13 protein-coding genes are annotated in these 23,240 nt (G+C 33.2%); all 13 read right to left on the bottom strand.

Features of this window, described 5'->3' with window-relative positions; all coding sequences use genetic code 11:
* Positions 1-152: 152 nt before the first annotated feature.
* Positions 153-3,407, bottom strand: a complete 3,255-nt coding sequence (locus JBKA6_RS03125) for a DUF5018 domain-containing protein (RefSeq protein ID WP_096685780.1) — start codon at positions 3,405-3,407, stop codon at positions 153-155.
* A 234-nt stretch (positions 3,408-3,641) separates the two neighbouring features.
* Entirely contained in the window at positions 3,642-6,959 is a 3,318-nt protein-coding gene (locus JBKA6_RS03120) for a DUF5018 domain-containing protein (protein WP_096685777.1), read from the bottom strand.
* 232 nt (positions 6,960-7,191) lie between these two features.
* Entirely contained in the window at positions 7,192-10,473 is a 3,282-nt protein-coding gene (locus JBKA6_RS03115) for a DUF5018 domain-containing protein (RefSeq protein ID WP_096685775.1), read from the bottom strand.
* Positions 10,474-10,722: 249 nt separating this feature from the next.
* Positions 10,723-13,977: a hypothetical protein gene (locus JBKA6_RS03110; protein ID WP_096685773.1), complete on the bottom strand. Its 3,255-nt coding sequence runs from the start codon at positions 13,975-13,977 to the stop codon at positions 10,723-10,725.
* 268 nt (positions 13,978-14,245) lie between these two features.
* Positions 14,246-15,322 carry a hypothetical protein gene (locus JBKA6_RS03105; RefSeq protein WP_096685771.1) on the bottom strand — a complete coding sequence of 359 codons (1,077 nt, stop codon included), beginning with the start codon at positions 15,320-15,322 and terminating at the stop codon, positions 14,246-14,248.
* 206 nt (positions 15,323-15,528) lie between these two features.
* Positions 15,529-16,584 (bottom strand): hypothetical protein, encoded by a 1,056-nt coding sequence (locus JBKA6_RS03100; RefSeq protein WP_096685769.1) that lies wholly within the window; start codon positions 16,582-16,584, stop codon positions 15,529-15,531.
* Between the two features lie 201 nt (positions 16,585-16,785).
* The gene (htpG, locus tag JBKA6_RS03095) at positions 16,786-18,666 is read right to left on the bottom strand and encodes a molecular chaperone HtpG (protein ID WP_096685767.1); all 1,881 of its coding nucleotides are present in this window, start codon (positions 18,664-18,666) and stop codon (positions 16,786-16,788) included.
* A gap of 255 nt (positions 18,667-18,921) precedes the next feature.
* Positions 18,922-19,893, bottom strand: a complete 972-nt coding sequence (locus JBKA6_RS03090; protein WP_096685765.1) for a polyprenyl synthetase family protein — start codon at positions 19,891-19,893, stop codon at positions 18,922-18,924.
* Between the two features lie 286 nt (positions 19,894-20,179).
* Positions 20,180-20,728 (bottom strand): DUF420 domain-containing protein, encoded by a 549-nt coding sequence (locus JBKA6_RS03080; RefSeq protein ID WP_096685761.1) that lies wholly within the window; start codon positions 20,726-20,728, stop codon positions 20,180-20,182.
* Entirely contained in the window at positions 20,721-21,347 is a 627-nt protein-coding gene (locus JBKA6_RS03075; protein ID WP_096685759.1) for an SCO family protein, read from the bottom strand. The genes JBKA6_RS03080 and JBKA6_RS03075 overlap by 8 nt, the downstream gene beginning before the upstream one ends.
* Before the next feature lie 17 nt (positions 21,348-21,364).
* Positions 21,365-21,913, bottom strand: a complete 549-nt coding sequence (locus JBKA6_RS03070; RefSeq protein ID WP_096685757.1) for a hypothetical protein — start codon at positions 21,911-21,913, stop codon at positions 21,365-21,367.
* 93 nt (positions 21,914-22,006) lie between these two features.
* Positions 22,007-22,333 carry a cytochrome C oxidase subunit IV family protein gene (locus JBKA6_RS03065; RefSeq protein WP_096685755.1) on the bottom strand — a complete coding sequence of 109 codons (327 nt, stop codon included), beginning with the start codon at positions 22,331-22,333 and terminating at the stop codon, positions 22,007-22,009.
* A 14-nt stretch (positions 22,334-22,347) separates the two neighbouring features.
* Positions 22,348-23,232 carry a cytochrome c oxidase subunit 3 gene (locus JBKA6_RS03060; protein ID WP_096685753.1) on the bottom strand — a complete coding sequence of 295 codons (885 nt, stop codon included), beginning with the start codon at positions 23,230-23,232 and terminating at the stop codon, positions 22,348-22,350.
* Positions 23,233-23,240: the final 8 nt, after the last annotated feature.

The following is a 23,240-nucleotide window of genomic DNA, read 5'->3' as shown; positions in this document are numbered from 1 at the left end:
AATATAACCATGAATAATCCAGGCTAAATAGAGAGAAGTGAATATCTTAGCTAAGATAATAGTAATTATTTGAATGGTGTTTTTTTATATAAACAAAAACAGACAGCCGTATAATTGACTGTCTGTTCCTAGATTAAGAGTGAAATAATTATCTAACTAGCTTTAGTTACAGTTACAGTATATGTTTTAGTAAAAGATGTATCAGTAGAATTAGTTACTGTATAATCAACATTAGTACTCCCGTCAACAGTAAACTCCTTAGGATTTCCACTACTAGGAGAAGATACAGCAGTAGCGCCATTTTGTACTTCAATTGTAGGAGTTAGAGTTACTTTGCCACTTGGACTTTCTGTTATATCACTAGGAACTTCTAATTTTATAGTATTTAGAGCATGATCAATTGTTCCGACAATATCAGAACCTAAATTTTTATCACTATTACCATCAGTATCTTTTTTAAACTCAAACTTACTAATATAAGGCCCCTTAATTGCTTGAATAGTGTATTCTGTTTTAGATCCTAAATCAGTTGTCAGAGTAATTTTACTACCAACAGTACTAATATCTCCAGATACCGCTGAAGCAGGAGACAGAGCACATCCTGTACTAGGATTGGTAGTATGAGTATAACTTAATCCTGTTAAATTAAATTCACTTTGATTATTCTTAGGAAACTTTAATTTTATTGTTCCAGTATTGCCATCAGTAGGATGAGTTAATGCAGCATCTACCTCACCTGCAATGCCATTATCAACCTTAGCCCCTATTTTAAACTCTGTCAATTGCGGCGCTGCTTCTTTAGTTATAGTTACAGTATAAGTTTTCTCAAATGAACTTAAATACTTATTTTGAACTTTAACCGTTGGAATACCACTATTGAAATCCATAGAAGTAGATGTAAAAGTACCTGTCTCAGTAGAAACAGTAATACTAGGCTTTAGAGTTGCTAGATTAACCATATTGGCAACTGTGATGGTTATAGTTCCAGTCGTTAAATTAGTATTAGTGATGGTGCCAGTATACGTTTGTCCAGTAGGGAAACCCGTATTATCTGTATTCTCAGTCTGTTCAAACTTAAACGTTTCTATTTTAGGCTCTTTATAAACTTTTACATTATAAACTTTTTTTCCTCCAGCAGGGCATACTGCGCTGTACTCTACAGCAGTTGTATGAGAGCTGCTGAAATCAGTAGGAGTTGTATTAGCCTCAGTACTACTAGCTCCTCCTTTATACACTGTAACGTTAGAAGTGCCTGCAACAGTTGGTACTAACCCAGTTAAAGTAGCATCATGAGGAACTTTAACGATTATATTACTGCCATTAATATGACCTGTAATATTATCACTCCCAAGATTTTTATCATTATTAGGGGAGGCTATAGCAAATATAAAACTTTGTATTTGAGGTTCAGCGTTTTGAGTTACAGTTACATTGTAATCGCTTGTAGTTCCATCTTGAGCTGTTACAGTATATTTTACTGTGTTACTATCACTAAAATTTTGCGCTGTATTAGTTCCTCCTGAAGGATCGGTAACACTAGCTCCGTTATATAATTCTATATCAGGAGTTAAAGCATCAAGTACTGCATCATGTGGAACTTTTACAGTTACTGTTTTAGCATCATGATCTATAATTCCTGTTACATCTTGAACAATTTTTCCGGTACCACTATTACTTCCAGTATCTTTTTTAAACTTAAAAGACTTCATCTTAGAATTCGACGACTTTACAGTAACACTATATGTTTTTTTAGAACCATTTTCAGCTGTTACAGTATAAGGTACAGCTGTACCATAAGTAAATTGCGTTTCTGTTCCAGAAGTTGGGCTTACCGTAGCTCCTGGAGAAACTACTATTTCAGGGTTCAACTTTACAGTAGTATCATCTACTCCATCTAATACTATCGTCATATCTACTGTAATACTTGGAGCAATAGAAGTACCATCTTTTTCTATTTTAAACGACGTAATCTCTGCTACATTACTTAATGTACCTATAATCACATTATATCTTCTAGTAGTACCATCTTGAGCTGTTACAGTATATACTACTGGCGTACCACGTGTGAAACTTTGAGGAGTTTGATTTTGTGGATTAACCGAAGCATTAGCGCTAAATTCTATAGTGGGCTTTAGATCATTTAAATCTGAAACTGTATGAGGAATTTTTGCAATATTCACAGTTACATCAGCATCTCCAGTAGCTGCAGGTATACTAGCTGCTGAATAATCTTGGCCAAGAGGCTTATCAGTATTTACAGAATGTTTAAATGTAAAAGAAGTCATACTCTTATCATTAGAAAGGTTCTTAGTAACAGATACTGTATACTCTTTTGTTTGACCATCTTCAGCTGTTACAGTATAAACTTTGTTATTATTAGTATTATAATCATGGGGCGCAATTTCTGGACTTATAGTAGCTCTTTCATGCTTAGTTATAGTAGGAATTAAAGCTGTTACATCTGCTGCATTTGATACCTTTACTGCTATAGTTCCAGCAGCGCTATCAGTATTATTAGTAATTGTAACATCAGCTGTTCTGGCCCCAGCAGAAGACCTAGTTAATTTTAGACCTGTATTATTGGTGGTGTCTTTTGTAAATGAGAATACAGAAATCTTATTGTTTGAAGATAAGTCTTTGATATAGCTTACTTTATAAACCTTTGTTGTTTTTTCATCTGCAGCAGTTACTGTATAATTTACTGTCGTTGTGGTAATACTGTTTTCAGTAGTGAAAACTAGTTCTCCTGAAGTAATACTAGCTCCTGTATGAATTACTGTAGGCTTTAACGCTTTGTCTAAAGTAGCAGCATCAGATACATGTAATGTTATAGTATTAACCCCATCAGTTTGACTAATAACACCCTCTCTATCTGCAAAAATCTTACCTTCATTATTAGTCTTCTCTAATTTAAAAGAACTAATAGAACAATCACTAGCTAAAACTTTAGTTATATAAACAGTGTACTCTTGAGATTTTCCTTCTTTTGTTAAGGTAAACACCTTTTTATAACGTTGGGAAGAAGGCTTTTTACTAGTTTCCTCGGCAGCCCCTTCAGAGACATCCTCATTAGTAGCTTCTTCTACAACGGCTTCAAAATCAACTGCCTCACCACTAGCAGGAGATATTGTAGTCCCTTCACATGGGGTTATATTAAACTTTAAGCCATCTAAAACAGCTGTATGAGGAACTGTTAATGATATAGTATGCTCTTCAGCATTTATCTGACAGTCTATATTAGACTCTAATTTTTTCCCCGCATTCTCAGAATCAAGAAGGGAAAATGATTCTATACATATATTTAAATCCTCTTCTATAATGTTCTTTTTATCACAGGAGAAAATAATTACCGACAACAATACAAAAGAGAAAATAATACTCTTTAAAAAATAATCTTTCTTAAACATAATTTTAGTAATATGATTGGTTAAAAAAAAACAACAATTATCTAAATACCATAGCATTCAAAGTATTAGCAATAAGACTTATCCTACTCTCTACCCCAAAAGACAGAAAACAGAATATCTTAGCTAAGATAATAGTAATTATTTAACCGTGTTTCTTTATTAATAACATAAAAAATAAAAACAGACAGCCATAATAACAGCTGCCTGCCCTTAGATTAGAGTTGAAATAATCCTCTATTTGGCCGAACTATCTTCTTTTTTAGTTACAGTAACTGTATACTCTTTTTTAAAATCAGAATATGAAGAATTTGAAGATGTTACTGTATACTTAACTTCACCACTAAAAACCCTGGCTGTAACAGCAGGATCAATAGTAGTACTAGTATTTTCTCCCACATCAATTGTCGGAGTTAGCTGTGCTGTAGTTAAATCTACCGTACTAGGCACTTGTAAAGTTATAGTACCAGCAGCATGATTAATTACCCCATTAGCTTCAGCAGTTATACCTGTATTAGTTCCACTACCACTGCTATCAGCAACAACAAACTTAAAACTTTTAATATATGGCCCTTTAATTGCTTCTACGGTATAAACACTTTTAGAACCTGTATCAGTTTTTGTTAGAGTAAATGTTTTATGGCTTTCACTACTAATATCTCCAGATATCTCTTGACCACTAGTTGGACTTACAGTATATCCATTGTTATTAGGCTCAATAGTAGGTGTTAATCCTGTTAAAACAATATCAGTGCTATGGTTAGCAACATTATAAGGAAACTTTAATTTTATTGTTCCAGTATTGCCACCATCAGTAGGATCAGTAAACGTAGCACCTACCTCAGCTGCAATGCCTTTTTCAGGCTTAGCCCCTATTTTAAAGCTTGTCAATTGTGGCGCTGCTTCTTTAGTTACAGTTACAGTATATGTTTTAGTAAGTTCAGGCAAATCCTTGTTTGTAACTGTAACCGTTGGAGTACCACTACTGAAATCCGTAGAAATAGATGTAAAAGCAGTGGTCTCAGTAGAAACAGTAATAGTAGGAGTTAGTTTTGCTACATCAACCGTATTAGCAACTGTGATGGTTACAGTTTTACCTGTCTCATCAACTGAACCAACATATGTTTTATTAGCAGGGAAACCAGTATTACCTGTATTCTCAGTCTGTTCAAACTTAAAGGTTTCTATTTTAGGCTCCTTATAAACCTTTACATTATAAACTTTCCTTCCTCCAGCAGGACCCACTGCACTATATTGTACAGGAGTTGAATGAGAGCTGCTGAAATCAACAGAAGTAGAATTAGCATCAGTAGTACCAGTTGCTCCTTTATATACATTAGTATCAGCCAAAGTAGAAGAAGTTGTAACAGTTGGAGTTAAATCGGTTAAGGTGGCATCATGAGGAACTTTAACAGTTATAGTTCCAGAACTATGATCGATAGTTCCTGATATATCATTTCCAAGATTTTTACTATTGTTAGAAGCAGTCATAAACTTAAATGACTCTATCTGAGGAGCAGCATTTTGAGTTACAGTTACAGTATACTCAGTAGTGCTTTTTCCATCCTGAGCTGTTACAGTATATGTTACAGAACTGCTACTAAAATCTTGCGCTGTATTAGCTCCTCCTGAAGGAGCGGTAACACTAGCTCCGTTATATACTTCTATATCAGGAGTTAAAGCATCAAGTACCGCATCATGCGGAACCTTTACTGTTACTGTATTACCAGTTATACTATTAACCACAATATCTTGAACAATTTTTCCAGCGTTCTGATTAGTTCCATCACTAGGTTTAAACTTAAAAGACTTCATCTTAGAATTCGAAGACTTTACAGTTACACTATATGCTTTGGCAGTACCATTTTCAGCTGTTACAGTATACGTTACAGGTTGACCATAAGTAAATGTAGTTTCTTTCTTAGATTCTGGACTTACTGAAGCGCCTGTAGAAAGTGATATTTCAGGACTAAGACTCACAGTAGAATTATCTTCTCCATCTAATACTATTGTATAGTTTTCATCATCTGACTTAGTCCATTCTATTTCTGATGTAATCTTTGAGTTACCACTATGATCTGAGGGCTTAATTTTAAACAAAGTAATCTCTGCTAGTGCATCTAATGTAGGAATGGTTACATTATATCTTCTAGTAGTACCATCTTGTGCTGTTACAGTATATGCTACCGGCGTACCACGAGTGAAACTCTGAGGAGTTCCATTTGCTGGATTAACCGAAGCATTAGCACTTATTACTATACTAGGCTTTAGGCCTGTTAAATTTGTAATAGTATGTGGCATTTTTGCAATAGTTATAGTTCCTTCCCCTTCTCCAGTAGAAGGATTATTTATGGTGCTATCATAATCCTGACTATTAAAGTTATTCTCAGTATTTTCAGAACTCTCAAATTTAAAACTGCTTATCTCTTTATCATTAGACAAATCCTTAGCAACAGACACTGTATACTGTTTTGTCTGACCATCCTGAGCTGTTACAGTATAAACTTTAGTAGCATTATTCTCATAATTTTCAGCTGTAATTTCTGGACTTATAGTGGCATCTTTATGTTTTGTTATAGTAGGAATTAAAGTTGTTATGGTTGATGCATTTGATACCTTTACTGATATAGTTCCAGTATTAGTATTACCATTACTACTAATTGTAACATCAGCTGCTCTACTTTCTACAACAGCAGAAGATCTAGTTAATTTTAGACCTGTATTACTATCAGTGCTTTTTGTAAACTTAAATTCAGAAATTCTATTATCAGAAGATAAGTCTTTGATAAATATTACTTTATAAACTTTTATTTTTCCATCTGAAGCGGCAACTGTATAATTCACTGTAGTTGTGACTATATTAGTATCAGAAGTAGTGGAAACAGGATCTCCTGAACTAAAACTAGTTCCTGTATGAATTATTGTAGGATTTAGCTCAGTTAAAGTAGCAGCATCAGATACATGTAATGTTATAGTAGAAGGATCAGTATCATCAGATTGAGTAATATCACCCACTCTATCTGCGAAAATCTTAGTTTCATTTTTAGATTTTTCTAATTTAAAAGAACTAATAGAACAATCACTAGCTAAAGATTTAGTTATATAAACAGTATATTCTTGAGATTTTCCTTCTTTCGTTAAAGTAAACACCTTTTTATAACGTTGAGGAGAAGGCTTTTTAGTAGTTTCCTCAAAAGACCCTTCAGAAACATCCTCAGTAATAGCTTCTTCTACAACTTCTTCGAAATCAACTGCCTCACCACTAGCAGGGGATATGGTAGTCCCTTCACATGGGGTTATATTAAACTTTAAGCCATCTAAAACAGCTGTATGAGGAACTGTTAATGATATAGTATAATTCTCAGCATCTATATCACAGTCTATATCAGAACCTAATTTTTTTTCTTCATTTTCAGAATCCAGCAAGGAAAATGATTCTATACATACATTTAAATCGTCTTCTATAATGTTCTTTTTATCACAGGAGAAAATAATTACCGACAACAATACAGAAGAGAAAATAATACTCTTTACAAAATAATTTTTCTTAAACATAATTTTAGTAATATGATTGGTTAAAAAAACAACAATTCTCTAAATGCCATAGCATTCAAAGTATTAGCAATAAGACTTATCCTACTCTCTACCCCAAAAGACAGAAAACAAAATATCTTAGCTAAGATAGTAGTAATTATTTAACTATTTATTATATCAATTAAAAAAAACAGACAGCCCTATAATTGACTGTCTGTTCTTAGATTAAATCTGAAATAATTATCTATTAGTCCTAACTAGTTTTTTTAGTTACAGAAACCTTATAACCCTTCTCCATATTATCTGCACCTCTTACCGTATAATCAACAGTAGTATTACCATCAGGAGTAAAAGCCTGAGCAGTTGGGGTAGCAGGCTCAATAGCAGCACTATCCCCTCCAACCTCAATTGTCGGAATTAGAGTTATTTTATTACTATCACCTGTATCCATCGTCACGTCCTTAAGAACTTCTAACTTTATAGTATTATCCTCATGGTTAATTGTTCCGACAATATCAGAACCTAGATTTTTATCAGTATTACCACTGGTACTTTGTAAAAATTTAAAAGAACTAATATAAGGCCCTTTAACTGCTTGTACAGTATATTCCGAGGTAGAACCTAGAGTAGTTGTTAGAGTAATTTTTCTATTCCCAGTACTAATATTTTCTGATATTTCGCTAGCAGGAGTTAAAGTAAATCCTGTACTAGGACTGCTAGTGTAACTTAATCCCGTTAAATCAAAAGCATGTTCATTATTCTTGTGAAACTTCAACTTTATTGTTCCAGTAGCAGAACCTTCTTCATGAGTTAGGTCAGCAGTTACATTATCTTTAATACCCTTTGCAGTATTAGCATTTATTGAAAAACTTGTCAACTTCGGCGCTGCTTCTTTAGTCACATTAACAGTGTACTCTTTTTCAAATGAAGTTAAATCCTTATTCACAACTTTAACCGTTGGAGTACCACTACTGAAATCCATAGAAGTAGATGTAAAAGTACCTGTCTCAGTAGAGACAGTAATACTAGGCTTTAGAGTTGCTAGATTAACCGTATTAGCAACTGTGATGGCTATAGTTCCAGTCGTTAAATTAGTATTAATGATAGTGCCAGTATACGTTTGTCCAGTAGGGAAACCAGTATTACCTGTATTCTCAGTCTGTTCAAACTTAAAGGTTTCTATTTTAGGCTCCTTATAAACCTTTACATTATAAACTTTCCTTCCTCCAGCAGGACCCACTGCACTATATTGTACAGGAGTTGAATGAAAGCTGCTGAAATCAACAGAAGTAGAATTAGCATCAGTAGTACCAGTTGCTCCTTTATATACATTAGTATCAGCCAAAGTAGAAGAAGCTCCAACAGTTGGAGTTAATCCAGTTAAGTCTGCATTATTAGGAACTTTAACGATTATATCACTACCATTAATCTGACCTGTAATATCATCACTCCCAAGATTTTTATTATTGTTAGAAGTAGTCGTAAACTTAAATGTTTCTATCTGAGGTTCAGCATTTCTAGTTACAGTTACAGTGTAATCAGTTTTACTTTTTCCATCTTGAGCTGTTACAGTATATGTTGCTGAACCGCTACTAAAATCTTGTTCTGTATTAGCATCTTTCTCTTGCCCTTTTATGGTAACCTTAGAGCCCTTATTTCCTAATACTTCAGGGGTTAAAGCTGTGACAACTGCATCATGTGGAACCTTTACTGTTACTGTATTACCAGTTATACTATTAACCACAATATCTTGAACAATTTTTTTGCCAGCATCAGTTTTAAAACCAAAAGATTTCATCTTAGAATTTGACGACTTTACAGTTACACTATATTGTTTGATAGCACCATTTTCAGCCGTTACAGTATAAGTTTTGGCTGTACCATAAGTAAAGGTAGTTTCTGCTCCAGAAGCTGGATCTACTGTAGCTCCTGCAGAAAATTCTATTGCCGGTTTTAGATTTATACTATCATCACCTTCTCCATCTAATGAAATATCTATTTTATGAGTGCCATTAGTATTTGATATATGACCTTCTACCTCTGTCAATCCTGAGGGAAACCTCACGTTAGAATAACCACTATGATCTGACTGTTTAATTTTAAAAGAAGTTATCTCCGCTGTTGCATCCAATGCAGGAATGGTTACATTATAATTTCTAGTAGTACCATCTTGAGCTGTTACAGTATATACTGCCGGCGTACCACGTGTGAAATCCTGCGCTATCCCATTTCCTGGACTTACTGTAGCATTATCACTAAGTCCTATAGTAGGCTTTAGGCCTGTTAAATCTGAAACCGTATGAGGAATTTTTGCAATATTCACAGTTACATCAGCATCTCCAGTAGCAGCAGGTATATTCTCTGCTGAATAATCTTGGCCAAGAGATTTCTCAGTATTTACAGAATTCTCAAATTTAAAAGAAGTCATACTCTTATCATTAGATAATGTCTTAGAAACAGACACTGTATACTCTCTTGTTTGACCATCTTCAGCTGTAATGGTATAAGTTTTCGAATCCGCATAATTATGAGCTGCAATTTCTGGACTTATAGTAGCACTAGTATGCTCTGTAGTTATAGTAGGAGTTAGAGCCGTTATAGTTGCTGCAGTAGATACTTTTACATTTACGGTTCCAGCAGAATTATCAATTGTAACATCGCTTGCTCTATCCCCAGCAGAAGACCTAGTTAATTTCAACCCAGCATTATCGTTATCACTCTTTGTAAACTTAAACTCAGAAATTCTATTATTAGAAGATAAGTCTTTGATATATTTTACTGCATAAACCTTTGTTTTTCCATCTGCAGCAGTTACCGTGTAATTAATTGTAGTTGTATTATTGCCTGTATCAGTAGTAAGCTCTCCTGAAGTAATACTAGCTCCTGTATGAATTATTGTAGGCTTTAACGCTTTGTCTAAAGTAGCAGCATCAGACACGTGTAATGTTATAGTAGAAGGAGTAGTATCAGTAGATTCACTAATAACACCTACTCTATCTCCAAAAATCTTACCTTCATTATTAGTCTTCTCTAATTTAAACGAACTAATAGAACAGTCACTAGCTAAAAATTTAGTTATATAAACAGTATATTCTTGAGATTTCCCTTCTTTTGTTAAGGTAAACACCTTTTTATAACGTTGAGTAGAAGGCTTTTTGGTAGTTTTCTCATCCGCCCCTTCAGTGGTAGCTTCTTCCTCAATAGATTCTTCTACAACTTCTTCAAAATTAACTTCTTCACCACTAGCAGGAGATATGGTAGTCCCTTCACATGGGGTTATATTAAACTTTAAGCCATCTAAAACAGCTGTATGAGGAACTGTTAATGATATAGTATGCTCTTGAGCATTTATCTGACAGTCTATATTAGACTCTAATTTTTTCCCCGCATTCTCAGAATCAAGAAGGGAAAATGATTCTATACATATATTTAAATCGTCTTCTATAATGTTCTTTTTATCACAGGAGAAAATAATTACCGACAACAATACAAAAGAGAAAATAATACTCTTTACAAAATAATTTTTCTTAAACATAATTTTAGTAATATGATTGGTTAAAAAAACAACAATTCTCTAAATACCATAGCATTCAAAGTCTTAGCAATAAGACTTATCCTACTCTCTACCCCAAAAGACAGAAAACAGAATATCTTAGCTAAGATAGTAGTAATTATTTAACTATACTTATTTATTAACTAATAGTAACTACATAAAAAAATAAAAAACAGACAGCCGTATAATTGACTGTCTGCTCTTAGATTAAAGTTGAATAATAATTATCTATTAGCCTGAACTAGCTTTAGTTACAGTAACCTGATAAGTCTTTTGCATATTTTCTTTACCTGTTACTTTATATTCAACAGCGGTATTCAAAGTAAACTCCTTAGAATCCAAACTAGCAGGCTCAACACTGGCGTTATCTCCTCCCACCTCAATTGTAGGAGTTAGCTGTATTGGGGTTGAATCCGCCGCCGAACCAGAAAGCGTTACTGCTAGTTTTATAGTATCAGCATCATGGTCAATAGTTCCTACAACAGGAGTAGTTATACTTGTATTAGTATCACCAGTTTCAAACTTAAACGACTTAATAAACGGCCCTTTAACTGCTTGAATAGTGTATTCTCTTTTAGATCCTAGAGTACTTGTTAAAGTAACTTTATTGTTGCCAGAACTAATATCTTCAGATATTTGACTAGTAGGAGTTAGAGTAGCTCCCGCAGTAGCGGTGCTAGTATAACTTAATCCTTTTAAATCAAACTCACTTTCATTATTCTTAGGGAATTTTAATTTTATTGTTCCAGTAGCAGAACCTCCTTCATGAGTTAGGGCAGCAGTTACATTATCTTTAATACCCTTACCAGGATTAGCGTTTATTGAAAAACTTGATAAAACTGGTGATGATTCTTTAGTTACAGTTACATTATATGTTTTAGTAAGTTCAGGCAAATCCTTGTTTGTAACTGTAACCGTTGGAGTACCACTACTGAAATCCGTAGAAATAGATGTAAAAGCAGTGGTCTCAGTAGAAACAGTAATAGTAGGAGTTAGTTTTGCTACATCAACCGTATTAGCAACTGTGATGGTTACAGTTTTACCTGTCTCATCAACTGAACCAACATATGTTTTATTAGCAGGAAAATCAGTATTACCTGCATTCTTAGTCTGTTCAAACTTAAACGTTTCTATTTTAGGCTCCTTATAGACCTTAACATTATACACTTTCCTTCCTCCATCAGGCCCTACTGCACTGTATTGTACAGCATTTGAATGAGAAGTGTTGAAATCAACAGAAGTAGAATTAGCGTTATCAGTATTACAATTTTCTCCTGTACACACTGTAACGTTAGAAGGAGCGGTGCTAGCTGTAATAGTTGGAGTCAACGCATCTAAACTTGCATTATGAGGGACTTTAACAATTATAGTTCCATCATCGTTAACATCACCTAATATCTCTGTTGGAATATTTTTTGAAGATTCAACGCCAAATTTAAACGTTTTTATTTTCGGTTCAGCGTTTTTCTGAACAGTTACAGTATAATCAGTAGTACTAGTCCCATCTTGTGCTGTTACAGTATATTTTACTGTGTTACTATCACTAAAATTTTGCGCTGTATTAGTTCCTCCTGAAGGATCGGTAACACTAGCTCCGTTATATAATTCTATATCAGGAGTTAAAGCATCAAGTACTGCATCATGTGGAACATTTACTGTTACTGTTTTAGCAACATGATCTATAGTTCCTGTTACATCTTGAACAATTTTTTTACTACTATTATTTCCAGTGTCTTTCTTAAACCCAAACGACTTCATCTTAGAATTTGAAGACTTTACAGTTACTTGATATGTTTTTTGAGAACCATTCTCAGCTGTTACAGTATAAGTTTGAGCTGTACCATAAGTAAACTCAGTTTCTGCTCCAGAAGCTGGGTTTACTGAAGCGCTTGTAGAAAGTGATATTTCAGGACTAAGATTTACAGTAGTGTCATCTTCTCCATCTAATACTATTGTATAGTTTTCATCATCTGACTTAGTCCATTCTATCTCTGATGTAATCTTTGAGTTACCACTATGATCTGAGGGTTTAATTTTAAACGAAGTAATCTCTGCTAGTGCGTCTAATGTAGGAATGGTTACATTATATCTTCTAGTAGTACCATCCTCAGCTGTTACAGTATAATCTACAGCTGTACCACGAACAAAATTCTGTGCCTCTCCATCTGCTGGACTTACTGTGGCACTAGCACTGATAGCTATAGTAGGCTTTAGACCATCTAAACTTGTAACAATAGCTGGAATTTTAACACTTACAGCAACATCATTATCTCCAGTAGAAGTTATAGTCTCGGATGGATAATCCGTACTACTAGCAAAATTCTTATCAGTATTTTGAGAACTCTCAAATTTAAAACTACTTATTTCTTTAGCATTAGAAAGGTTCTTAGTAACAGATACTGTATACTCTTTTGTTTGACCATCCTGAGCTGTAATGGTATAAACTTTAGTGCCATTATTAGTGCTATAATCATGAACGTCTTCAGCTGGACTTATAGTAGCTCTTTCATGCTTAGTTATAGTAGGAATTAAAGCTGCTACATCTGCTGCAGTAGACACTTTTACCTTTATGGTTCCATTAGTGTCATTAATTTCAACATCACCTGTTCTACCTTCAGCAGTAGAAGACCTAGTTAATTTTAGACCTGTATTATTGGTGTTATCTTTTGTAAATGCAAATGTGGAAATTTTATTATCAGAAGATAAGTCTTTGATATATTTTACTACATAAACCTTTGTTGTCTCTCCATCTGCAGCAGTTACTGTGCAATTAACTGTAGTTGTAGTAATACTAGTGCCAGAATCGGTAGTAGAAACAGGACTCTCTGAACTAAAAGTAGTTCCTGTGTGAACTATTGTAGGAATTAAACCATCTAAAATAGCTGCATCAGACACGTGTAATGTTATAGTAGAAGGAGTAGTATCAGTAGATTCACTAATAACACCTACTCTATCTCCAAAAATCTTACCTTCATTATTAGTCTTCTCTAATTTAAACGAACTAATAGAACAGTCACTAGCTAAAAATTTAGTTATATAAACAGTATATTCTTGAGATTTCCCTTCTTTTGTTAAGGTAAACACCTTTTTATAACGTTGAGAAGAAGGCTTTTTACTAGTTTCCTCGGCAGCCCCTTCAGAGACATCCTCATTAGTAGCTTCTTCTACAACGGCTTCAAAATCAACTGCCTCACCACTAGCAGGAGATATTGTAGTCCCTTCACATGGGGTTATATTAAACTTTAAGCCATCTAAAACAGCTGTATGAGGAACTGTTAATGATATAGTATGCTCTTGAGCATTTATCTGACAGTCTATATTAGACTCTAATTTTTTCCCCGCATTCTCAGAATCAAGAAGGGAAAATGATTCTATACATATATTTAAATCCTCTTCTATAATGTTCTTTTTATCACAGGAGAAAATAATTACCGACAACAATACAAAAGAGAAAATAATACTCTTTAAAAAATAATTTTTCTTCATTTTTTTTTTAAAAAATAATTAATTACAACTTGCCAATAGCTTTGAATATCAAAGTATCAGCCACAAGCTTCATTTTAATTCTTCCCCTAAATAGAGAGAAGTGAATGTCTTAGCTAAGATAGTAGTAATTATTTAGTTGCGGTTCTTTTTTTAAGAGTCATAATATTCTTTAAACAGAAAAAGGGGCCTAAAAGCCCCTTACCTATTGTAAATAATTGATTTTTTTCAAACAGTTATAAAATAACTAATACTATTTTAATCCCCTAATTTAACTAGCTGAATTCTTAAACGTCAACTTATAGTAAGTAGCTGATGTTCCATCTTGAGCTACTACTCTAAACTGAATACCATGATCAGTAGTTGAAATAGCAAACCCAGCAGCAGTTGTAGGATCTGTTACAAGATGATTACTAATAGCAGTAAAATTAGCAGCAGTCACATCTATAAAAGCTCCATTTGGAAGTGTTAAAACATCTACTTTGAATTTAGTATTAGCATCAAAACTAACACTTTGCACCAATTCTTGGGCTGCACTTGATGTTCCAGTCATCGTAAGCTCAAATGGAGATGCTTGAGTTCCAGCGCCAGCATTACTACTAGCCTTCGTAGGATACATTGGACTTGCAGCTGTAGCACCAGCTTTTATTTTTTCATTAGGCTGACCAGATGTCCCTGTAGTAAACCCAAGCCCAGTAACTGGGGTTTTACCGCCAGTAGCAGTGCCAGTAGCTAAAACTGAATTTGTTGAAGGAGTATCATGAATAAACATCACTTTAAATGATTTTTTAGCAATAACCTTATCGCCTTCTTTTTTAGAGATTTCAAAAATCTTACTAACACCAGTTTTTAGTTCACTATGAACTAATTTAGTTGTAATAACATGATCAAAAGAAAGAGCATTAGCATTAGCATCTAATTTATTACCATCTAAATAAACATTTTCACCAAGTTTTTCTTTTAAAGTGATAGTAGCTTTTAATGTTACAGGAGTAGTACTTGTTAATTTTGTATTAAACGGCACTATTACTTTAATAATACTATCCCCTTCAATATCTGCTTCAAATTCGTCATCTAATTCAACAGCAGGAGTTTTTGTTATAAATAGAGCTTTATAAGCATCAGAAACATTAGCGTTAGGAGCTGCAGGGGTAGCAGGAGATGCACTAGGAGTAGAAGCAGCTTTTGTTGCTGTGGTCCTATTTTTAGCTTTTGTAAAGACAATGCTTTTAATATTTGCTATTTCGTTCCCTGTTTCAGTTTCTTCAGTTGATTTATTACAAGAAAAAACCACAAGACCAAAAGTCAGTAATGATAAAATATTTTTAAAAATTTTGTTTGTTTTCATATCTAATATTGTTAAAAAATAAATGTCAACGACCTAAATGAATAACTAAGCCATTGACCCCAAAATTAAAACACTAAGGTAGTAGCTTTATTTTAATTGAGAAGTTTTTTTATTTATCCCTTGAACTAAAATGAACATAAAAAAACAAGAAGCTGCCTCGGTTTTGAGACAGCTTCTTATTGTAAATATTAGATTCTTAAATCTTATTAAGAATCCTTAAACGTCAACTTATAGTAAGTAGCTTTTATTCCATCCTGAGCCACTACTCTAAACTGTATGCCATGATCAGTAGTTGTTATAGTAAACTCAGTTGTAGGATCTGTTACAGTATGATTAGCATTACCACTACCTATCTCAAAGTCCCCAGCAGTTGCTACATCTATAAAAGCTCCATCTGGAAGTGTTAAAACATCTGCTTTGAATTTTTTACTAGTCCATGAATCTTCCAGTTCCTTATCTGATCCTTTAGTCATTGTAAACGCATATGGAGAATCTTTAGTTCCTGCCCCAGCAGTAGTAGCCTTTACTGGGCTCACAGGACTTGAATTTGTATTTTTAATTTTGCTATTAGGTTCATCTGTGCTAGGCTTAAACACAAGAGCAGTAAGTTTACCATTAGTACCAGTACCAACATCTAAAACTGATTTTGTTGAAGGATCAGTATTATGAATAAAAACTACTCTAAATGATTTTTTAGCAATAACCTTATCGCCTTCTTTTTTAGAGATTTCAAAAGTCTTACTAACACCAGTTTTTAGTTCACTATGAACTAATTTAGTTGTAATAGCATGATCAAAAGAAAGAGCATTAGCATTAGCATCTAATTTATTACCATCTAAATAAACATTTTCACCAAGTTTTTCTTTTAAAGTGATAGTAGCTTTTAATGTTACAGGAGTAGTACTTGTTAATTTTGTATTAAACGGCACTATTACTTTAATAATACTATCCCCTTCAATATCTGCTTCAAATTCGTCATCTAATTCAACAGCAGGAGTTTTTGTTATAAATAGAGCTTTATAAGCATCAGAAACATTAGCGTTAGGAGCTGCAGGGGTAGCAGGAGATACACTAGGAGTAGAAGCAGCTTTTGTTGCTGTGGTCCTATTTTTAGCTTTTGTAAAAACAATGCTTTTAATATTTGCAATTGCTTTATCTGTATCAGTTCCTTCAGTCCCTTCAGTTGATTTATTACAAGAAAAAACCACAAGACCAAGAGTCAGTAATGATAAAATGTTTTTAACTATTTTGTTTGTTTTCATATCTAATATTATTAAAAAATAAATGTCAACGACCTAAATGAATAACTAAGCCATTGACCCCAAAATTAAAACACTAAGGTAGTAGCTTTATTTTTATTGAGAGTTTTTTATTTATCCCTTGAACTAAAATGGACATAAAAAAACAAGAAGCTGCCTCGATTTTGAGACAGCTTCTTTTTCAAATAAAAATTATCTGACTTTTTACTTTATCATCTTATAATTTCTGTTTATAAAATCAGTCAACTCTTTTCCCTGCAGTAAGTTTTGAGACAGTCTAGCTAAATCTAACATATGAGAAATTAATTCCTTTTGTCTATCCTCCTTCTCTTTTGATAGATTTGATATCAATGGATGATTAGCATTAACTACTACATTATACATATCAGGCATATTGCCCATGATCATACCCCCTCCCCCAACTTGTTGCATCTCTTTCATTCTTCTCATAAATTCTGGTAGAGTTATAATAAATGGATTTTCAGAAGAATCTAAATTTTCTATCTTAACTATATATTTATCCTTTTCTATATTAGATTCTATTATCTCTTTGAGCTTTTTCTGCTCATCTTCAGACAATTTAGCAAGAGGCTTGTCATCCTTATTTATAAGCTTATCTACATGATCTGAATCTACCCTAGCAAAAGAAATACCCTCGTTATCTGTTTCTAATTTCTGTATGAGATGTGGAACTATAGGACTGTCTAATAATAAAACTTCATAGCCCTTATCCCTAGCTGTTTGTATGTAAGAATGCTGAGCCTCTTTATCAGAAGAATACAATAAAACTATTTTACCGTCTTTGTCTTTATGAAGATCCTTAACCTTGTCTTTAAATTCCTCAAAAGTGAAATATTCTCCTTCTACTGTAGGGTATAGAGCGTACTTATCCTTTGCTTTTTTGTAAAACTTTTCCTCAGATAACATTCCATACTCTATAACGACTTTTATATCATCCCATTTAGATTCAAAATCTTTTCTGTCTTTTTTAAACAGATCCTCTAATTTATCTCCAACCTTTTTAGTTATATATCCCGATATTTTCTTTACCGCTCCATCAGACTGAAGATAAGATCTAGATACGTTTAATGGTATATCAGGAGAGTCGATAACACCTTTTAACATAGTTAAAAATTCTGGAACTATACCTTCTACATTATCCGTTACAAAAACCTGATCTTGGTATAATTGAATCTTGTCTTTTTGAATCTCAATATTGTTTTTTATCCTTGGGAAATACAATATCCCCGTCAAATTAAATGGATAATCTACATTCAGATGTATATGAAACAAAGGATCTTCAAACTGCATTGGATATAATTCTCTATAAAAAGACTTATAATCTTCCTCTTTGAGATCTGTAGCTTGCTTTGTCCAAGCTGGACTAGTATTGTTTACTATATTATCTACCTCTATTTTTTCCTCTTTAGCATCATCGCCTTCACCTGTTTTTTTAGTCTCTTGTCTAGTTCCAAATTTTATAGGTATAGGCAAAAACTTGGAGTATTTATTTAATAGAGTACTTATTCTACTCTCTTCTAAAAACTCTGTAGAGTCATCGGCTATATGTAATATTATCTCTGTCCCTCTATCTTGCTTATCTATATTTTCTATGGTATATTCAGGAGAACCATCACATTCCCAACGCACCCCTTTAGAATCTTCCTTATACGATTTAGTTAAGATCTCAACTTTTTTAGCAACCATAAAAGAAGAGTAAAAACCCAATCCGAAATTTCCTATTATATTTGCTCCTTCAGCCTTATCCTTGTAGAGATTGACAAACTCCTTTGCCCCTGAAAAAGCTACTTGATTGATATATTTTTTCACTTCTTCTTCGGTCATACCAATCCCCTTGTCTATAACGTGAAGCTTTTTTCCATCTTTATCTACTTTAATCTCTATAGTGAGATCTCCTATATCTCCCTTAAATTCTCCTATTGTAGATAAAACATTCAATTTTTTACTAGCATCTACTGCGTTTGATGTTATCTCTCTCAAAAATATCTCATGATCAGAATACAGAAACTTCTTGATAATTGGAAATATATTATCCGCTGTTACATCAATTTTTCCTTTTGTCATTTTTATATAGAGTTTAAATTAAAAATCTTCCAACGAAATAGTGTAGCTCAACTTATATGCCAAAAATAGCAATATGCCATAATGACACTATAATTTTAAGACTATAGATAATAATTAGCATTATAGCTGAAAAAGACCTGATTATCTAATATTTCAACAACTGTTGAAAGACTAATTTCCAAGCCTTAGCTCACTCAAGAACCTGTGTTTGATTAATAAAGTTGTATTTAATAGTTTTATTAGAAGGAATACTTTTCAGAACTTTCTAGACATCAGCTTTTTAGAAAAGTCATACAACATAGCTTTTTTATCTTCACTAACTGATACTTGAGAGAGAATCGTTTTAGCCTTGTGATAGTAATGCTCTATCTCCTCACATATATGATGCTTGACATTTAGTTTATCATATATCCCTTTTACTGAACTTATTTTCAGGTCATCACTTTCTCTCTTTCTAAACCAAAATAAGAGATCTTCTCTCTCAGTGCAATTAGCCAGCTCCAAGGCTTTAATAAATAAAAAAGTTTTTTTATTCTCCAATATATCACCACCTATCTTTTTACCAAAACTGACAGATGTAGCATATAAATCTAACATGTCGTCTTGAAGCTGAAATGCTATTCCGATATTTATCCCAAATTCATATAAAAGATCAATATCCTTCTGTTTTGCATTTCCCAATACAGCCCCTATTTTCAAAGAGGCCGCTATTAAAACCGCTGTTTTATATTTTATCATTCTAATATACTCGGACATCTCTATTTTCTCTATATCCTCAAATAAAATATCTAGCCTTTGACCTTCACATACCTCTATAGCCACAGTATTGAAAATAGAAAAAACTAATTTCAACACCTCTGCAGGCAATGCTTCTAAAAACTGATAAGACTTTATGAGAATAGTATCTCCAGATAATATAGCTGTATTAGTATCCCACTTGACATGCACACTGGGCATGCCTCTCCTTATAAGTGCATCATCCATAAGATCGTCATGGACCAGAGAAAAATTATGAAATAACTCCACGGCCAAAGCTGGCTTTATAGCTATCTCTATATTACTGTCAAATAACTTGTAAGACATTAAAACCAAAGTAGAGCGAACTCTCTTGCCCCCCAAGCTCAATATGTAATCTATAGGATCGTCATTTACATTCGATCTATTTAAATCTCTATAATCCTCTATCCTTTTATTGATGAGATTTACCAGTTCTTTTACTTCATCCATAGAAGATTATCAACGATATACTATTTAAGTGTTTATTTTTTTATTTTCCTTTCTTATATACAAAAACAAAAAGACTGCTAGTGCAGATAATAAAATATATGGAAAGGCCATCAAATATAAAATACCTGAATTCAACCCTTTGGCTATACTATTGCCCCCTTGTATAGAAGACTCAGCCACAACCTTACACATGGAACACTGAGAGTAAACATCTGTTGCTAAAAAGCAAAAACTGAGAAATAACAAAAGAATACACTTACCTCTAAAAGCTTTCATAACTAAATTATCAATAATAAGGTCTCATCATAACGTATACTAACACACCAGTTATAGCAACATACATCCAAATAGGAAAGGTCCAACGAGAAATTTTTTTGTGTAACTTATCATTTCTAGTTAAACCTCTATACACAGATAGCAAACACAAGGGAACCACAACCGCAGATAACAATATATGAGTTATGAGTATAAAAAAATACAAATATCTATAAAATCCTTCTCCCCGATAAGCAACAGGGGGATGCTGTATTTTAGAAATCACATACGATAATAAGAATAATATGGATAGCCCCAAAGCCATAAGCATAGTTCTTTTATGTGATTCTATACGCCTATTCTTTATTTGATATAATGCGATAAACAATAATACAGCTGTAGAAGCATTTAATAACGCATGGAATAAAGGCAAAGTACCAGCCTCCATATCAAAAATATTATATCTATCGGGCAAGTATATCAACACCCCTACAACGATGGGGATGATTATCGATATAATACTTATTACAGGTATAAAGATTTTGTCTGCTCGTTTCAATCTAAAATAATTATCAGTCATTTAATAATACTTTTATATCGTCAATGAGCTTATATATATCCTTCTTATCAGTTCCAGAATAAACAGCTTTGGGATTACCATCTTCGAACCTACTCCTTATTCTACCTCTCTTGTCTATCAATATAAAATTACCGTCGTGAAAGAAGCCTCCAGGGGAATCTTTATCCTCATTAGCACTGATAAAAAACTCTTGGGCCAGATTATATATATCTTGCTTTTCTCCTCTTAAAAAATTCCAAATCTTGGTGTTTGCTCCTAATTTTTCTCCGTATTCTCTCAAGACTTGTTCTGTATCATTTTCAGGATCTACCGTGAAAGATACTATTCTAAAATCTGCATTGCCAAAAAAACTGTTCTGTACAAAAAGCATGTTGTTATTCATTTTCTCACAGATATCTGGACAAGAAGTGAAAAAAAACTCTACTACATAAACCTTTCCTTTATAATCCTCACTAGAGACCAATTCTCCACTCTGATTTAAAAAAGAAAAAGAAGGAGAAGAATCACTTATAACAACCATATCAGAGTTTTCTTTTCCTCTTCTGATAAATAGCTCTTTGATTACCCAAATAAGGGAAATCAGTATAATTATTACAAGACCAAATCTTAATTTTTTCATATTAAATCAAAAGTGACTTACCTCCTTAATGACTTACTAGCTTTATCCTTCAGCACATATTCTTTCAAAAGAATAGTTATATCATCTTTTAAATTATTCAAATCTCCAACTGACTGGCTATTGTAAATGGGATCAACATCTGCTCTATTTTCGTATTTTCTGCCGCGCAAATTAAGTCCTTTGTCTAACAAAAACAAATACATAGAAGAATTGTCTATATCAATACTATCGGTATCGTATATCGATTTGAAAAGATCTCTAGAATCCTCTGGACTAAAATCTAAACACAACCACTTATCAGATTTATAATCTGATAGCCTAGAAAGAGATTTTTTTAATTCCTCCACACCCCCTGTACAAAAAGCAACTATCTGAAAATCTCCAGCCCTAAAATTTTTCTTATAAACCTTAGAAAAAATATTGAAAACACTATTTCTGCCATTCGAATCAGGTCCGCCAGCGAAATACAATACGGAAATCTTTTTATCTAAAAGTTCAAATAGCTCAGGATATTTTTTAAATACACTATCCCTTACAGCGCTCTCCCGAACTGACAAAAACTTCATGTGATGCTTCCCAGTAAACAGGAAGAGATATATCGCAGCTGGTAAAAGTATTATTACAAAGAGTATAAAGTATTTCTTTACTCTATGCATTATCTAATTGAATAATACTGAATTTATATAATCCGACTCTACTAATACTATAAAAGCCAAATATGGAATTAATATATACAAGGGTATAGTAATAGACCATGTAAATATTTTTCCTTCCTCCTTTAAATGCATAAAATACCAAACTATATAATAAGCCTTAGTGATAGTCAAAACCATAAAGGTCCAGTTCAACAGACTAAAACGTATAAATGAATTATCTACTAGCACACTAGGCTTAATAATTCCCAAAATTACCTCTACAGATGTGATCGCAAACAAGATAAAAAATGTAATCCAAATCCATCTTGTGCCGTGTTGATTATTTCCCATAACCTATCGTTTTATTATATCAAGTAAAAAAATGTAAATACAAATACCCATACTAGATCTACAAAATGCCAATAAAGACCTACCTTTTCTACCATTTCGTAGTCCTTGCTTTTTTCAAACGTCCCCAAAAGGACATTACAGAATATTATAAAATTCAACAATACTCCAGTGAAGACGTGAACACCGTGAAATCCAGTTATGAAATAAAAGAAATTAGCAAAAGTAGTATGACCGTACTCGTTTTCTATCAGATTTGCACCCCTAACAATTTTTGCGCCTTGAAAATACTTGGCAGTATCTTCATTTTTTATAAACTCATTGTTCACCCTAAGGTTTAAATCCTTATTAGAACTAAAAGCTAATCTAACTCTCTCTAATTCATCCATATCATTCTCTTGATCTGAAATAAAGTCTGAGATGGCTATCTTTTCATTTTTGTTATCCACAAAAAGAGCTATGTAATCACTTTTTAGTCTCATAGCCCCATGAGAACCACTTATAAAATTACTCCACTCCCAAGCCTGAGATAATAAAAACACAAGTCCTCCCAATATTGTCAAAAACATCCAAGTAGCACATCTATTCTTTTCATTCTTGTGACCAGCATCTACAGCTAAAACCATAGTTACAGATGACACTATGAGTATAAAAGACATAAGAGCGACATATAACATTGGATAATGTCCGTGTAAAAAAGGAAAATGAGTAAATACTTCATCAGCTATAGGCCATGTTCCGTGAGATTGATATCTCATAAAACCATACGCAACCAAAAAACCAGCAAAGGTAAGAGAGTCGGAAACTATAAAAAACCACATCATAATCTTACCATAACGAGCTCCCATAGGAGACCTTCTTCTCTCCTCTACAAAATCAGGATTAATAACCATATCTGCCATTGTTAACT

It is taken from the genome of Ichthyobacterium seriolicida, assembly GCF_002369955.1.
GTDB lineage: Bacteria > Bacteroidota > Bacteroidia > Flavobacteriales > Ichthyobacteriaceae > Ichthyobacterium > Ichthyobacterium seriolicida.
This window is presented reverse-complemented; position numbering and strand designations above follow the sequence as displayed.

What these genes read in the sequence shown, in the direction of transcription:
- JBKA6_RS03125 (WP_096685780.1), bottom strand. Translation starts at nt 3,407, where the DNA reads ATGTTTAAGAAAGATTATTTTTTAAAGAGTATTATTTTCTCTTTTGTA.
- JBKA6_RS03120 (WP_096685777.1), bottom strand. Translation starts at nt 6,959, where the DNA reads ATGTTTAAGAAAAATTATTTTGTAAAGAGTATTATTTTCTCTTCTGTA.
- JBKA6_RS03115 (WP_096685775.1), bottom strand. Translation starts at nt 10,473, where the DNA reads ATGTTTAAGAAAAATTATTTTGTAAAGAGTATTATTTTCTCTTTTGTA.
- JBKA6_RS03110 (WP_096685773.1), bottom strand. Translation starts at nt 13,977, where the DNA reads ATGAAGAAAAATTATTTTTTAAAGAGTATTATTTTCTCTTTTGTATTG.
- JBKA6_RS03105 (WP_096685771.1), bottom strand. Translation starts at nt 15,322, where the DNA reads ATGAAAACAAACAAAATTTTTAAAAATATTTTATCATTACTGACTTTT.
- JBKA6_RS03100 (WP_096685769.1), bottom strand. Translation starts at nt 16,584, where the DNA reads ATGAAAACAAACAAAATAGTTAAAAACATTTTATCATTACTGACTCTT.
- htpG (WP_096685767.1), bottom strand. Translation starts at nt 18,666, where the DNA reads ATGACAAAAGGAAAAATTGATGTAACAGCGGATAATATATTTCCAATT.
- JBKA6_RS03090 (WP_096685765.1), bottom strand. Translation starts at nt 19,893, where the DNA reads ATGGATGAAGTAAAAGAACTGGTAAATCTCATCAATAAAAGGATAGAG.
- JBKA6_RS03080 (WP_096685761.1), bottom strand. Translation starts at nt 20,728, where the DNA reads ATGACTGATAATTATTTTAGATTGAAACGAGCAGACAAAATCTTTATA.
- JBKA6_RS03075 (WP_096685759.1), bottom strand. Translation starts at nt 21,347, where the DNA reads ATGAAAAAATTAAGATTTGGTCTTGTAATAATTATACTGATTTCCCTT.
- JBKA6_RS03070 (WP_096685757.1), bottom strand. Translation starts at nt 21,913, where the DNA reads ATGAAGTTTTTGTCAGTTCGGGAGAGCGCTGTAAGGGATAGTGTATTT.
- JBKA6_RS03065 (WP_096685755.1), bottom strand. Translation starts at nt 22,333, where the DNA reads ATGGGAAATAATCAACACGGCACAAGATGGATTTGGATTACATTTTTT.
- JBKA6_RS03060 (WP_096685753.1), bottom strand. Translation starts at nt 23,232, where the DNA reads ATGGCAGATATGGTTATTAATCCTGATTTTGTAGAGGAGAGAAGAAGG.